Genomic DNA, 14,703 nt, shown 5'->3' with positions numbered 1-14,703 from the left:
CGTGAACAAGAAAGTAGATCGCGATCAGGAAGCAGTGCTGGGTGGCATATCGAATCCGCCGCCCGTACATTGCCTCATGGCGTTCGAAGCGGCGGCACGGAATCTGAGTCTATCCAAGGCGGCGGGCGAACTCCGGGTAAGTGTCTCCGCAATTGGGCAGTCAATTGCGCTATTGGAGGACAGACTCGGCCTGCATCTTGTGAGCTCACTGTCACCCTCCGTCGAGCTGACTCACGTTGGACAGCAGTATCTCAAGGCTGTCCAGCGCTTTTCGCATGGGTTGCGTGACGGCTTCTACGAGCGCATCCCGGGCAGACGCACGCAGCTTCGCATAACAGCCGCCCAAGCGTTCGCACGCCTGTGGTTGGCTCCACGGCTGTATCGGTTCATGAACCAATACAGAGGCATCGACCTCGTGCTTACGTCGAGCGAACGATTTCAGACGATTGGCAGTGGGGGCGTCGACATAGGTCTGCGCTACGGGCACATGGAAGGTGATGGTCTCGTTGCGACCCCCTTATGGTCTGACGAGCTCATAGCGGTTGGCGCATCTAACGTCGCGGTTCGAGCCAGAGGAATGAGCGCTGCAAGCATCGCCTCGTCAATGCCATTGATCGAGCATCCGGTCACCAGCTGGAGGCAATGGCTGGCGAGTTGCGGCATGGGGTCTCATGACCTCCATCCGGTGCTCGTCTGCTCGGATCTGCATCTGGCAATAGAGGCTGCCTGCCAGGGACTGGGGCTAGTCTTGGCGCCGAAGCGGGTCGTGGAGCAAAAACTTCAATCGTCCGAGCTCGTACGAGCCTCTGCGCACTCGGTGCCGGCCAAGCCCTATCAAGTGGTGGTGGCTCGAGAGCAGGTCAACAGGGTCGCCGTTCGGCAATTCGTGGGGTGGCTTCTGGCAGAAGGTTCCGCTCAGTCGTAGAGCGCGGGTCCGCCAGCTCCATGGCAACCCTGACAGCGAGCGAATGCTGAGGGTTAGATCGAATCACCTCAGCAGTGCTCAGCCCATAGCGGTCTGAACCGGACATCATGAAGCAAGTCAACTCGGTTGCTCGCCATGTCACGTGTCCCGTTGGTTCGAATTCCTTGGCTCGACCTCATTAGAGCCTTTGTGGCGGTCGGTCGTCGAATGAGTATTACGTTGGCGGCCGACGATTTGTGCTTGACGCAGCCTGCGGTCAGCCGACAAATTCGCGCGCTCGAGGAGCGCCTTGGTACTCGACTGTTCGTCCGCGGCTACCGTGAAATTCACTTCACCGCCGCTGGCCAGGCTCTCTTTGCCGTGACAGATTCGATGATGACGGGATTGCAAGAGACGCTTGGAGCGATCATGCCTCCGCAGCGAGGTCACGCCTAAAGGACTCAATGATGAATGCGGCCAGTAGTGCAGAACAGTCCCTGCCCAGGAACACGATTCTCCTGATTTGTTGCGCCGGTTTGGTATCGGGATTGGCGCTTGGATCTCGTCATGTGCAGGGTCTGTTCATGCTTCCGCTACTCGGTGAGCACGGGTGGGGGCGGGAGACATTCTCATTCGCCATGGGCATTCAAGCGCTCGTGTGGGGTTTGGCGCAGCCGCTCACGGGTCTCTTGGCCGACAAGTTCGGAACTCGAAACGTGATTTTGGGGGGGTGCGTTATTTACGCGACGGGCTTGGTAATGGAGGCCCTTGCAGGCACCACTACCCTGCTTGCCCTTGGTGCTGGAGCCGTCGTCGGAATCGGGTTGACGGCTACCTCATTCGCCGTGGTCTATGGTGCCGTATCGCGCCTCGTCGAGCCCCGCTTCAGAGGGACTGCGCAAGGTATGTCGGGTGCCGTCGGTGGCGTAGTGACATTTTTGATGGTGCCGTTCACTCAGCTGGGGATAGACGTGATCGGTTGGTCGAATACCTTGCAAGTATTGGCCGTGGCGATCCTCATCGCCTCTGCCTGTGCCTGGGTCCTCGACGACCGGTCCGCGGGTCCGGGTGAGCGAACTTCCCCAGACGTCGCACCCCCCGTCGGTCCTGTGATCGCTGCGGCGTGGCGACATAGTGGCTTTTGGCTACTGAATCTTGGATTCATCAGTTGCGGCTTCCAGTTGGCATTTCTTGCCACTCACCTTCCCGCCTACCTGAAAGACGCGGGGATGAGCGCGCAAGCGGGGGTCAACGCGATTGCGATCATTGCACTCGCCAACGCAGGGGGTACCTACTTGTTCGGCCGATTAGGCGATGCGTACAGAACGAAATACGTCTTGGCGACGCTTTACACCATCCGAACCCTGTCGATGATTGCGTTTGTCGCCACCCCCCTGAGTGAAGTCTCCTTGTATATCTTTGTCCTGGTCATTGGGGCTACTTGGCTCGGGACCGCGCCATTGACCATGGGAATCCTGACTCAAATCTTCGGAGTACGCTATATCGCCACGTTATTCGGAATGGTCTTCATGGGACATCAATTGGGAGGATTCGCCGGATCTTGGCTGGGTGGGATCTTCTACGACAGGACACAATCGTACTCAGCCATGTGGGCGATTTCCATCGGGCTTGGAGTTGCGTCCATTCTTCTCAACCTGCCCATTCGAGATCAGTCGGTGGAAAGTAGGTTCGAGGTAAAAACTGTATGAAGCCGCACCGAAGCACGCTTGTTTTAGCCGGCTTATTCACGGCGACGACGCTCTTGGGTGTCTGGCTGTATGCAGCGACCTCGGGTCCTCTGAGCTTTACCGCCCTGTCGCTCTTGAGCTTCTGCGGAAAGTAAAGCGTTTGCGGGATCAAGGCCTTCGGTGAGCCCGTGGCGGCCAGCGCCAGCGCAAAAGAGAACCGTGTTCCTTCATTCCGTGCTTTTTTTATGCCACTGACCCATACGTTGCTAGCGCTCGCCGTGGTCTTCGTGTGGGGGACCAACTTCGTACCAATCAAGTTCGGGCTCGAAGAGTTTCCGCCTTTTGCCTTCGCCACGCTTCGGTTCATCATTGCCGTGGTCCCCTGGATCTTGGTGGTACCCCGACCAAAGGTGGCTATTCGATGGTTGGCCATGTTCGGACTCTTGACTGGCCCTGGCCAGTTCGGTCTTCTCTACTACGCTATGCAGCGTGACATCTCGCCTGGGCTCGCATCTTTGTTGATGCAGTGCCAGGTCTTGATTACGCTAGTGGTTGCTGCCGCATGGTTTCACGAGAAGATTGCCAAAGCCTCCCTTGTAGGCCTTCTGTTGACTGCTATTGGATTTGTCTTCATTGCGCAGCACACCGGCGCCACGGTGACTTTGAAAGGCTTGTTCGTCATACTTCTCGCAGCCAGTTGCTGGGCAGGCGGTAATCTGCTTGTAAAGCAAGCTGGACTGGTGACTCCGCAGCGCATCAACATGCTGCAGTTCATGATCTGGTCTAGCCTGTTTGCGGTCCCGCCGCTCATTGCTCTGACGGTAGCTTTTGAGGGAACACAAGTTCTTAGTGCGGCACGCTCAGCGACCTGGGTTGGATGGAGCGCTGTCGTATGGCAAGCGGTAGGCAATACGTTGGCAGGCTTTGGGATCTGGAATTGGCTTTTGATGCGGCATAGGGCAGACCTCGTGACTCCGTTTGCCTTGCTTGTGCCAGTTTTCGGGATGACGGCCTCCGCGCTAGTCGCCGGCGAGTCCATGCCCATGTGGAAAGTGCAGGGGGCCATTTTGATTTTGGCTGGCCTGGCGGTACACGTGTTTTCGCCTCTATTTGAGCGGTTCGTGAGCTCCGGCAGAACTCGGCTGAAAATCTGATGAAGCGGAGCACAAGCTCGCGGCATCGAGACTTCGTTTTATGGACAATATCATGAGCAGTTTGACATCCCCAAAAGGTCCGGTGGCTGTGGTAGCAGCCGAGGTCGCTACTCGGGCGAAGGCGTCCATCTATCCCGAGCCTTATGCGACGATGATGCAAGGCAGAGTGAAGCGGCAACTTGGGGAAGTTTTCGGCCTTGCAAACTTTGGAGTGAATCTGACCACGCTTGTGCCGGGCGCTGTATCTTCTCTGCGTCACGCGCATACGCGGCAGGACGAGTTCGTCTATGTGCTTTCTGGGCATCCGACATTGCACACCGATGCGGGCTACGAGAAACTTGCTCCAGGGATGTGTGCTGGTTTCAAGGCTGGCACCGGTGACGGGCACCGCTTGGTCAACCAGACAAACGAAGATGTGATCTACCTAGAGATCGGTGATCGAACTAGCGGTGACAGCGCCACCTATTCTGATGACGATCTGGCTGCGAGTTTGATCGATGGCCGATGGCAATTCACACGCAAGGACGGAACGCCAATCTGAGCTCGACGCTGATGCAGTCGCATAACCTGTCCCAGCTTCGAAATCCGAAGCTCTTTGTCCTTGCTGAAGTTGCAAATTCAATCCACTAGGAGAGTGTCGGTGTTGGAAATTCGGCCTAACTGCGAGCTTTGTGATACGGACCTACCTGCAAATTCGCTCGATGCGCGAGTTTGTAGCTACGAATGTACCTACTGCGTTTCGTGTGTTGACTTGCGTCTTCGCAATGTCTGCCCTACTTGTGGTGGCGGCTTCGAGCGACGTCCCATTCGACCGGTGCGCGCCTGGCGACCCGGTCTCAGTCTCGGCTTAAGTACGCACCCGGCGGGAACTACCCGGAAGCACACGCGATGGACTGAGCAGGAGATTTCGCGGTTTGTCGAAGAGTTGCGCGAGATCCCTCCGAATAAGCGCTAGCGCTTCCCGTGTGCAGTTGAATGCATCGATGGACTGGCAGGGCGAACTGCCTGAATGGGAACGGCCGGAAGTCACCTTTCCACAGATCAGCGGGAGGCTCGCTATGGATGACACTCAAGTGGTGGTACGAGAGGTTCAACTTGGAGACTTCGAGCGTTGGAAGCCTCTGTGGGATGGCTACAACGCCTTCTACGGCCGGCACGGCGACTCTGCCTTGCCCGAGGACATTACCCAAGTGACCTGGCAGCGTTTTCTAGATCCAAACGAACCGGTCTTCGCACTTGTCGCCGAGCTTGAGGGTCAGCTTATCGGTATGACGCATTTTCTTTTCCACCGTAGTACGACGCGAAAAGAGTTGACGTGCTATCTGCAAGATCTGTTTACGTCGCCAAGTGCTCGCGGCCAGGGCGTAGGAAGATTGCTAATCGAAGCTGCCCACGAGTCGTGCAGAAATGCCGGGATTGGACGACTGTACTGGCAAACCCACGAGTCAAACGCGGCAGCTCGGCTCCTCTACGACAAGGTCGCGACCTTCTCCGGATTCATCGTGTATTCGCGAGAAGCAACTGTTCGCTAGTTTAAGCCTATAGGTATCACGCAGCACGCAGGTTCTCTGCTGCCGATTGATTACGCGTGAACTCTATAGGGCACGCGCCTTTTAACGGGCAATGCGCCGCCGACGGCGCCGCCACTTTGGTGTTGTAAAGGACGCGCGGATGACGAGACCGGAGAAACGCATAGCCGCTGGAGTGATGCTCTTTGCTGCCATTTTTCTGGGGCTCGCTTTCATAGGGACTCAGCGGCAAAACGAAGTGGCACGCGTCTCGTCCCTGCGAAGTTGGTCGCTCGGTAACTCGCATAACGTGGCCTTCTTCTTTAACAAGGAGCTTCGCCTTGTTGACGAAGTAGGGCGCCCGTTAGGCCGCCAAGGACTGTCCGACCTGACGCTTACGGAGGAGCCTACCGACATGGACTGGGCGGTGGCGTCCAATGGTGAGGTTCAGGCGTGGTTTTTTGAAGACTCGGTGCCACGGGTCGTGCGTTGCGTTTTCGTTGTCGAAGAGAAACGGCTCGCCAAGTGTGTACAGGTAATGGCCGGAGCCCAACTGAAGCTCGAGCGGCGATCTCGCGCAGTTCACATCGCAGTCGATACGCTCGGTGAACGCGTGTTTCTCGCTGACGCGAAGAGTCATCGCGTTCGCGCGTTTGACTTCTCCGGAAAAGTGATTGCGACAAGTGGCGAAGGAGAGTTGTATTTTCCGAATCGCCTCCGCTTGGTCGACGGTGGCCAGCTGATGGTCGGTGATAACGACAACGGCCGGCTTGTTTGGCTGGACGTTTCTGCTCAAGTCCCTAGCTTCGAAGTTCGGAAATCCCTTCAGTCCCGAGGCCATCCGAAGTCTAGAAGTGGCCGCACTCTGGTCACGGACGCTGCCTATTTGCCTAAAGCAGAGGGCCAAAATGAAGCGCTGTGGGTCTTGGCGGTTGAACGCGGACAGAAAAATGGAGACGTTTTGACATACGGCGATGACCTTAGACCTGTCGGAAGGGCGGCTTTGCATGACGACGCCGACCCCATCGCGATCGATGTACTCGGTGATGCCGCTCTCGTTGCCGATTTCAATGGCATCGATCTATATCGGATTAACCCCGCCGGCAAATTTCTTGGTCCTTTCGGGGACGCCACGCTTCGTGACGATCTTGCTCGTTCGCGAGTCGCCCGGGATGAGTCCGTCACGTTGGGCATTAGCGCTTGGGTTGGGCTTGCGATCACCTCGGTAGTTGGGTTTGCACTTGCCGTTAAGTTCGGGCATTCACCCGCGAACCTTCGAGCCATATCGGTCGCCTCCGATGGCGCCGAGCCATGGAACATTGCGTCTGTACGCCTTGTGCCTGCGCAGTGGTATTTGCATCAGACCAAGATTGCTTTAGTTAGCGGCCCTCTTTTAGTTGGTACTACACTAGTAATAATGGTCGGATTGTTCTCACATGAATTACTGCCATTGACCAAGCGCCTCAACAGCGAGATATTAATAGGGTATGGCTTGGTGCTTGTTGCTGCTCTTATTTTTGCGGTTGTACACGCTCTGCGATTTATGGGGCGCACGTTGATTATATCCGGAACTGGTGTCAGCATTGAAGATAGAGGCAAGATAATCGCGCACTGCCCATTGAACGCTGTTTTGATATCGCCCATTTCGATTCTGGTGGGGAGCAAAGTGCTCGTATATCGCCAGGTTCTCTCCGACGCAGGCGACGGGAAGTGGATATACGATAGGTTCGAACTAGAGCGCGCCTTGTTCTCGAGATTGACTCCCCTTCAAAGTCAGACACTTGGGCAGTTTCAACTATCCGTGTTAAAGAGATTTGCGCCGTGGAAAAAGGGTTTTCTCCTCGCTGTTTTTTTGATCATGCTGGTAAACATTATTTGGGCGTTGGGTGCTAATCTGTTTTAGAAAACGGCAGTTGGCTCGCACACACCGCCGGGCGCCAGCTTGCTGGATGAACTTCATGCAGGTGGTTCTTCTGTGGGTCGAGCGGCAGCGTTCGCCGGCGTGGGTGCCGACCGGATATGGAGTGCTTCCGAGCCTCTGATTGGCACTGTCGGGATGGCCGCGTGTGACGGCCTTAGGCAAGTCGCAATCGGCGACCCGTCGAACTCATACTCTTGGGGCTGGCATGGCAACTTTGGTGCGCATGGATCCTAGGAGGGGGCTTGCTCTCTGGGCGGGAACGAGAGAAGTCGAAGTTGCAATCGCACCGCTCTCCAGATAACATTGATGCATGCATCATGCATATGGAGTAACACATGCTTTTGAAGACCCGTTCGCTGTCTCCCATCATCGATCCAAGCGCTCGCGTTGCGCCGACTGCCGTCATCTCCGGTGATGTGCATATCGGGCCCAACACTTCCATCGGCCACGGTGTTGTCATCGCCGCCGAAGGAGGCTCGATTCATATCGGTCAGCACTGCGTAATCATGGATACAGCTGTGCTGCGCGGTGTGCCGAACCAGCCGCTTCGCTTAGGGAACCACGTTTTGGTTGGCCCACGTGCCTATTTGGTGGGCTGCACCATTGAAGACGAGGTCTTCATTGCCACGGGTGGAACGGTTTTCAACGGCGCTGTGATTGGAAGAAACAGCCAGGTCCGAATCAATGGCCTCGTGCATCTCAGAACCACCTTGGAGCCGGGCAGTATGGTCCCGATCGGATGGGTGGCGGTGGGTACGCCAGCAAAAATCTTGCCGACTTCGGATCACGATGGGATCTGGGCGATCCAACAGACGCTGGACTTCTCTGGATACGTTTTTAATATCAAGCGTCCGGCAGATGGCTCCCCGGTTATGAAGACATTGATGGAGCGATATTCCTCGGCGCTCTGCCGAATGCGCGCAGACGAGAGCCCCGTGCGCAGTGAATAACTTCGACAGCCTAGCCGCAAACAAGCTCGGGGCTCTGTGGGCGGTTGTCGACCGTGCATTGGAATCTACGTCCGAAGACCATTCAAGAACGAACGTCGCCGTCTTGCTTTGGTTACGACACTGGGCACCAGTTGGCGTGGTGGAGCTGGCTAAGGTGATCGGGCTTTCGCAGCCTGCATGCTCCAGAGCCGTCGACCGTTTAGTGGAACGCGGACTCGTAGATCGCTCCGAAAGAGAGGGCCGCGAGGTGGATCTGTGTCTCTCGACCGAGGGCTGCCTAGAAGCCGATAGGCTTCAAAGGGAGCGTCTAAAGGCGTGTGACAGCCTCCTGGGAGCGCTCTCGCAGAAGGAGCGGGTCATCATGGCGGGGTTGCTCGATAAGGTACTGGGGAACGCGGTAGTTGATCGCGCCTTCGCACGAAATGTATGCCGCTTCTGCGATCACAGCGTTTGCGATGGCCCGGATTGCCCAGTGGGCTCGCGAGCAACGGAAATCGAACGAGGATTTTGAGTTGCGGTTGGCCGAAAGGGCCTTCCGCGCGGTGCCGGGCTCCCTCAGTGTGTCCGGCAAAGTCCAGGTCAGAGACGATCACTCAGCTGCCGATCACGGCATCGAGCAAATTTGGCGAAGGGGAGGGGGCGTCGAAAGCCCTTTCGCGGCTCATTGGGGCAGGATTTAAGGCGATTAGCAAGGTCGATCTCCTGGCACTTTCCTCGGAAGCGTTTCTAGTAATCGACGGAGTGATGAACCTGACCTTTAAAGGCAAGGCGCTGCAGGTTTCGGCCGGAGAGGTCTACGTCGTTCCTGCGGGCGTTCCGCATGGAGTTGCACATAGGAGCCAAGGGACGCTGGTCATCATCGACTGCGACTCCAACCCTCTCCGGTGAGGGTCTAACGACGGCGGGCATGCCGGCGGAATTTTTTCCTCCGGCGAACGTTCATCTTGTGCACAGCTCAAAGCAAACAGTGTGAGAGATAAGACGAAGCTCATTACCGCAGCAACTCTTTTGCCTGCGGCGAAGGCGCCAGCCACCTAACTGGTTCGGTAAATAGCAGGCGGAGCGTCTCCGATCGGCCGTTCAAGGTGAGCTGGCCCGGACGTTCTAATGGATAGGCGTTCAGTTGCCCAGAGAAGCTAACCGCCGCCCCTCTGAGCACTTACGTGAAATCTTTACATGTGACACCGGACTGGCCGTTCCGGATACTCGCTCAGCGGTGTCCTAGAGACCCCGGTAAGTCAAGATCAGGATCGGACTCGCACAGTGACAACAGACAAATTGGGCTTCATTGGAACGGGGGTCATGGGCCTGCCCATGGCCAAGAATCTTGCACGATCAGGAGCTCGTTTAGCGGTATGGAACCGCTCAAGCGAGAGAGCTCGGCTCCTTGAAAGTCCGTTGGTCGAGATCCTGAGGAGCCCTGGCGACGTATTCAAGGCTTGTCGCGTGGTCATCTTGATGCTCGCAAACAGTGAAGCGATGGATGAGGTTCTGCAACGCGGGGAGGTCGAGTTCGCAGAAATGGTTCGTGGGCGAATCGTCGTCAACATGGGTACGACCTCGCCTGAATACTCGGCAGGCCTTGACGAAGCAATCAGGGAGTGTGGCGGCCAGTACGTTGAAGCTCCAGTGTCAGGATCACGAGCGCCTGCCGAGGCCGGTCAACTGGTCGCGATGCTCGCTGGCAACACACCAGCGGTTGACGAAGTGGCTCTGCTCCTCAAGCCCATGTGCAAGCAAGCGATCGTTTGCGGAGCCGTTCCATCGGCGCTCCTTATGAAGCTCTCCGTAAACCTTTTCTTGATCACGATGGTGACGGGACTGTGCGAGTCTTTCCATTTCGCCGAAAGAAATGGGCTTGACTTGGAGAAATTCGGGGAGATCCTGGACGCCGGGCCGATGGCCAGCGCCGTCTCGAAGATGAAGTTGGCCAAGCTCATCGGTCAAGATTTCTCGGTGCAGGCGTCCATTGTCGACGTGCAAAAGAACAGTCGCTTGATAGTGGAAGCGGCTCGTTCTGCCGCGATAGCAACCCGAGTGATGGACGACTGCAACGATCTATTCAGCGAGGCACTGGAGGGTGGCCTGGGACAACTCGATATGGTCGGGGTCTTGAAGGCCATGGAAGTCAGGACTGACCGTCCAAGGTAAAGACCTCCTTTATTGCGCCCACGTGGAATAGAGGCTACGCGAGAGAAACTCTGCGGAGTTGTGGATCCCCTCGGCGCTGCTAATTGCCCTTGGCTAGACCGCCCGAAAGCATCGCAACGTCTGGGTGAGTCCAGTGCGGCAGGCCGCGAATGTCGGCCAACCATCGTTGCACATTCGGAAAAGCAGATTCGTCTAGGTCCGCGTCCTTCAACCAGAACAGGTACGCCGAACAACTGATATCCGCAATGGTGGGACCCGACGGGAGCAGGAACATCTGCTCAGACAAGAAGGCGTCCAGAGTAGACAGATCTGCGATGGCACGTGCCCTCAGGAATGCCAGGACCTCCGGCGGCTGCTTTGACCACCGAAGTGCGAATCGCAAGTTCGGCACGCTAAAGCCTACTCTGTTGGTTTCCCAAAACAGCCATTCCTGAACGCCTTGCCACTCGTCCACCTCTCCTGCGAACAAGCCTGTCCGCTGGGCCAGGTATAGAAGGATGGCGTTTGATTGACAGAAGGTGTAACTCTCATCAATGAGGACAGGAACTTCACCAAACTTGCTGGCAAGCACAAAAGCCTTGGGACGTTCCTGCCGCGAGGCGGTCAGATCGATCCAGCGGTAGTCGTGCGGCCAATCTGCAAGCAGCAGAAAAGAGCGCACTTTGTAGGAATGCCCGGAATCTGTACTACCGTAAAGCAACATGTCGAGCCCTGATTGTTGAACTGCGAGCAGCCCAATGGTTGACACGGACCCTCGGTCAGCCATTGGCAGCGAATCGACATAGCCCAGCTTCTCGTAAAAACCGCCGGCCTGAAATTCAAAGGTGTCGAGCCATGCCGCTACGCAGCCACGCTCAATCGACCCTCTTTCCGCAAGCTCCATCATGGTTCTGCCAAGACCGGTGCCGCGCAAAGGTTCCGGAACGACCAGCCACTGTGCGAACAGCCACCCATAGGCAGTGGTTCCCCAGAAACCGCCTAGAACGCTTCCGTTTTTGTTTCTGATCTCGATGACTAACGGCCTGGAACCGCTCGGCCCCGCCCGACTGTTGTTGCATTCAGCAAGCGGTTTCAAGATTGACTGGCGAGCAGACTCTTCTGCGATGTCACTTAGCGCGATCGTGTATTCCATAGTCCAGCACTTCCGCAGGTGTCGCAACCCTCGCACTCGCTACCGGCGGGCGGTGCAGAGGCAGAAGTTTGCCTCGCAACGTCGGAGACGCCAACTCACAAATCTGGTTGATCGGTTGAATTGATGCGTGGCCGCGTCATCGGAAAAACAGATGGGCTGACGCCAATCCGTATTTCCTCAAAGCCGCCCGCCACTCTACGATTCGTCGCGCCTGGCTAGGTGAATAACTCAGCCAAGCGGTCATCACTCGCACTGAGTGGGCCGGCCCGAGCGCGGGCGCGAGCATCCAGACTATTAGGAGACAGTATGAAGAATTATTTGCGCTTGGCCGTGTTTACGGCGGGCTTGACCGTCGCTGTTGGCTCGGCCTCAGCGGCGGATCTGAAGTTCGGCTTGGCGGCATCCTTGACGGGACCCGGCGCCCAATACGGAGCATCGATTCGGAACGGCTTCGAGCTGGCCGTCGAGGAAATCAATAGCGCTGGGGGGGTCAAAGGTAACAAGATCGTCGCCGTCATCGACGACGATCAAGGTAAGAAGGAAGAAGGCATCAACACCTTCAAGAAGCTGATTTTTCAGGACAACGTTCTCGCCATCTTCGGCCCGACGTTTTCGAATGTAGCAGTAGCGGCAGATGCAATTGCTCAGGCGTCGCGAGTCGTTGCTTTTGGAACGTCTACCACCGCCGACGGCATCACCGCAACTGGCGACTTCATCTTTCGCAACGCAGTGACGGAAGCCGACGTGCTTCCCGAGACCATTCGTGTTGCGGCTCAAAAAGTCGGACTCAAGAAGGTGGCCGTGTTCTATGGAAGTGACGACGTTCTGACCAAGAGCGGTTACGACAACTTCAAGAAGGCCCTGGACGATCTCAAAGTACCGGTCACGACAACGGAAACGTTCGCGAAGGGCGATGTTGACTTCAAGGCTCAGTTGACCAAGATTGCCGCCACAAAGCCCGATGCCATTGTGTTGTCCGCTCTGATTGCAGAGGGCGCGCCCATCATGGTGCAGGCCCGTCAGCTCGGGATTAACGTGCCGTTCATTGGCGGGAACGGGATGAACTCGGTCAAGATCTTCGAGCTCGCCAACGAGAAGGCGGAAAACCTGTGGGTGGGCAGCCCTTGGTCTTTCGAAAACGCGAGCGAAGAGAACAAACAGTTCATCGCCAAGTACAAGAAGAAGTTTGGTGGTAACGCGCCCGACCAATTCGCAGCTCAAGCTTACGACGCGCTCTTCATTGTCTGTGAGGCAGCGAAGAAGGTAAATTTCTCGGGCACTGTTGCAGTGGATCGTGTTGCCATCCGCAACGCTCTGCCCGCTGTGACGTGGAAGGGCGCAACAGGGGCGTTTAAATTTAAACAGGCTTTCGATAGAGCTGGAAAGCCTGCCGGGTTCGACGCGGAGCAACGCGCTATTGTCAGCGTGACCCGTCAGGGCCGCTTCGTTCTGCAGAACTGAGCACCGTCCATCGCTGTGCCGCGACCCAGCGTCGCGGCACACGCTCGCCCAATCTTGGCCGCTGCAAGGCGCTGCCTCGGCTCGAAAGCCAAAAATGCTTATTCAACAGGCCTTCAACGCTCTATCTCTAGGCTGCATTTATGCGCTTTTTGCGTTGGGGTTCACCTTAGTTTTTGGGGTTTTGGGCGTGATCAACCTTGCGCAAGGCGCTCTTTTCGCACTCGGCGCGTTTGTAGCGCTGGAAGTCACTTCCAGAGCTCACCTTGGGATCGTCTTCGGCGCGTGTCTGGGCATCTTAGCCAGTGGCGTTGCCGGTGCGCTGGTGGACGCCACCATCCTTCGAGTACTGCGCAACCGCAATGCGCCGCACTTGATGCCGATGATTGCCACCATCGGAGTAGGAATCACGACGACGAGCATTTTGCAAGGGCTCTTCGGCGCTGAGAACCGGCGCTTCCCCCTCAATGATCTAGCCGACAAGACGCTGCAAGTGGGTGAAATTACTGTGACAGCGCTCGAGCTTGTCATCATTTTCTCTTCGTTTTTGTTGATGGCCACACTGTGGATAGTCATCCGCTACTTGGCGTTCGGTCGCGCGTTGCGTGCTGTCGCGGAATCGCCAAAGGCCAGCCACCTAATCGGCATCAACGTCGAAGCAGTTTTTCGGAACACGTCGTTCCTCGCTGGCGCGTTGGGAGGAGCGGCCGGGGTGCTCATTGCGCTGCACTCGAACGCGATCTTCCCCTTAATGGGGCAAGCGATGCTGCATAAGGGCATCGCGGTGATTATTCTTGGTGGGCTTGGCGACATCCGCGGCGCAATGCTTGCCGGGCTCTGCCTTGGTATTGCCGAAACGGGAGCCGTTGTCTTCGTTGGTTCTTCCGCAAGAGACGCAGTCGCCTATGGGCTTCTGTTCCTTGTCCTGCTGGTGCGACCGAGCGGTCTATTCGGCAGCATGCAGGAACGCAAGGCCTAAGCCATGGACCAACTAAGCAATTTCTGGGCGATATACAGCAACCTGATCCTAGCTATCGGTACCAATGCACTGCTCGCCTTGTCCATCTACGTGACCTTGAGTTGCGGGATGCTAGCTATGGCCAATGCTGCATTCATGGGCATCGGGGCATACGTGTCGGCCTATTCGACCATGCGCTTCGGCGCGCCGTTTCCGGCTTCTGTTGCCCTCGGTGTGCTGGCGCCAGCGCTAGTGGCTCTTGTGATGGGGCGGCCCACGCTAAAGCTGTCCGGGGTCTATCTAGCTATGGCTACGTTGGCGTTCGGTGAAGTGGTGCGAGTCTGCATCATCAACGCCGAGAGCATCACCGGAGGTGCGCTCGGACTGAACGGCATTCCAGCATTAACGCAGTGGTGGCACGTTGCTCTCGGCCTAGCGGTCACTGTGTTTGCTCTTCGGCGCCTGGCGACGTCGCGTGTTGGCCGTGCGTTTGCCAGCATTCAGCAAGACGAAGTCGCGAGTGGCTTGATGGGGGTCAATGTGGTTGGTCACAAGCTGGTCGCCTTCGTCATCGGTGCCGCCATCGCCGGTCTCGCCGGCGCCCTCAACGCGCACCTCACGTTTTTCATTGGACCGCAGGAGTTCGGTTTCGAGCGCGGGGTCGAAATTCTGACAATGGCTGTATTGGGCGGTATCACCTCCCCGCTCGCGCCGATCGTCGGTGCCTTGACCATCACTATCCTGCCTGAGCTCCTGCGTTCCTTTGAAGGATTTCGACTCGCGATGAATGGACTGATTCTGATCTTCGTCACAGTCTTCTTGCCGCAGGGAATCTTGGGAACTATTCGAGGTATCACACGAGCGCGGGCCCGCTAAAGC

General features: G+C 56.9%; 14 protein-coding genes and 2 pseudogenes. 15 read left to right on the top strand and 1 reads right to left on the bottom strand.

Annotation, left to right across the window (positions count from 1 at the left end):
- The first annotated feature begins 1 nt into the window (after position 1).
- From ASC76_RS10320 to ASC76_RS10290, 12 genes and pseudogenes are all read left to right on the top strand, one after another.
- The gene (locus tag ASC76_RS10320) at positions 2-925 is read left to right on the top strand and encodes a LysR substrate-binding domain-containing protein (protein WP_162247096.1); all 924 of its coding nucleotides are present in this window, start codon (positions 2-4) and stop codon (positions 923-925) included.
- A 135-nt stretch (positions 926-1,060) separates the two neighbouring features.
- A pseudogene (locus ASC76_RS10315) lies at positions 1,061-1,333 on the top strand (LysR family transcriptional regulator); the annotation flags it as partial.
- Between the two features lie 35 nt (positions 1,334-1,368).
- On the top strand, positions 1,369-2,613 hold the full coding sequence (locus ASC76_RS10310) for an MFS transporter (protein WP_235580411.1): 1,245 nt from the start codon (positions 1,369-1,371) through the stop codon (positions 2,611-2,613).
- A gap of 224 nt (positions 2,614-2,837) precedes the next feature.
- A complete protein-coding gene (locus ASC76_RS10305) occupies positions 2,838-3,746 on the top strand; it encodes an EamA family transporter (protein WP_056465200.1) in 909 nt (302 codons plus the stop codon).
- A gap of 40 nt (positions 3,747-3,786) precedes the next feature.
- Positions 3,787-4,287 (top strand): cupin domain-containing protein, encoded by a 501-nt coding sequence (locus tag ASC76_RS24495; RefSeq protein WP_235580410.1) that lies wholly within the window; start codon positions 3,787-3,789, stop codon positions 4,285-4,287.
- A gap of 93 nt (positions 4,288-4,380) precedes the next feature.
- Complete coding sequence (locus ASC76_RS24490; protein WP_371262105.1) at positions 4,381-4,701, top strand: DUF1272 domain-containing protein; 321 nt, start codon at positions 4,381-4,383, stop codon at positions 4,699-4,701.
- Positions 4,702-4,804: 103 nt separating this feature from the next.
- The gene (locus tag ASC76_RS24485) at positions 4,805-5,278 is read left to right on the top strand and encodes a GNAT family N-acetyltransferase (RefSeq protein ID WP_082549172.1); all 474 of its coding nucleotides are present in this window, start codon (positions 4,805-4,807) and stop codon (positions 5,276-5,278) included.
- 391 nt (positions 5,279-5,669) lie between these two features.
- Positions 5,670-7,157: a hypothetical protein gene (locus tag ASC76_RS25225; RefSeq protein ID WP_162247095.1), complete on the top strand. Its 1,488-nt coding sequence runs from the start codon at positions 5,670-5,672 to the stop codon at positions 7,155-7,157.
- Between the two features lie 353 nt (positions 7,158-7,510).
- A complete protein-coding gene (locus ASC76_RS24480; RefSeq protein ID WP_082548985.1) occupies positions 7,511-8,125 on the top strand; it encodes a gamma carbonic anhydrase family protein in 615 nt (204 codons plus the stop codon).
- Positions 8,118-8,636, top strand: coding sequence for a MarR family winged helix-turn-helix transcriptional regulator (locus ASC76_RS26555; RefSeq protein ID WP_371262104.1), 519 nt, complete (start codon positions 8,118-8,120; stop codon positions 8,634-8,636). The genes ASC76_RS24480 and ASC76_RS26555 overlap by 8 nt, the downstream gene beginning before the upstream one ends.
- Positions 8,552-9,013: a cupin domain-containing protein gene (locus ASC76_RS26365; protein ID WP_082548982.1), complete on the top strand. Its 462-nt coding sequence runs from the start codon at positions 8,552-8,554 to the stop codon at positions 9,011-9,013. Before ASC76_RS26555 ends, ASC76_RS26365 begins: the two co-directional genes overlap by 85 nt.
- A 360-nt stretch (positions 9,014-9,373) precedes the next feature.
- A pseudogene (locus ASC76_RS10290) lies at positions 9,374-10,276 on the top strand (NAD(P)-dependent oxidoreductase); the annotation flags it as partial.
- Positions 10,277-10,355: 79 nt separating this feature from the next.
- Here the strand turns inward: ASC76_RS10290 and ASC76_RS25870 are convergent.
- Positions 10,356-11,408, bottom strand: coding sequence for a GNAT family N-acetyltransferase (locus tag ASC76_RS25870; RefSeq protein ID WP_200947126.1), 1,053 nt, complete (start codon positions 11,406-11,408; stop codon positions 10,356-10,358).
- 306 nt (positions 11,409-11,714) lie between these two features.
- On the opposite strand from ASC76_RS25870, the gene ASC76_RS10280 reads away from it, so the two are divergent.
- The 3 genes from ASC76_RS10280 to ASC76_RS10270 all read left to right on the top strand — a co-directional run bounded on the left by ASC76_RS10280 (position 11,715) and on the right by ASC76_RS10270 (position 14,700).
- The gene (locus ASC76_RS10280; protein WP_056465196.1) at positions 11,715-12,869 is read left to right on the top strand and encodes an ABC transporter substrate-binding protein; all 1,155 of its coding nucleotides are present in this window, start codon (positions 11,715-11,717) and stop codon (positions 12,867-12,869) included.
- 94 nt (positions 12,870-12,963) lie between these two features.
- Complete coding sequence (locus ASC76_RS10275; RefSeq protein WP_056465195.1) at positions 12,964-13,845, top strand: branched-chain amino acid ABC transporter permease; 882 nt, start codon at positions 12,964-12,966, stop codon at positions 13,843-13,845.
- Between the two features lie 3 nt (positions 13,846-13,848).
- The gene (locus ASC76_RS10270; RefSeq protein WP_056465194.1) at positions 13,849-14,700 is read left to right on the top strand and encodes a branched-chain amino acid ABC transporter permease; all 852 of its coding nucleotides are present in this window, start codon (positions 13,849-13,851) and stop codon (positions 14,698-14,700) included.
- Positions 14,701-14,703 lie beyond the last annotated feature (3 nt).

It is taken from the genome of Rhizobacter sp. Root404 (assembly GCF_001425865.1).
In the GTDB taxonomy this organism is placed as follows: domain Bacteria; phylum Pseudomonadota; class Gammaproteobacteria; order Burkholderiales; family Burkholderiaceae_C; genus LMDS01.
This window is presented reverse-complemented; position numbering and strand designations above follow the sequence as displayed.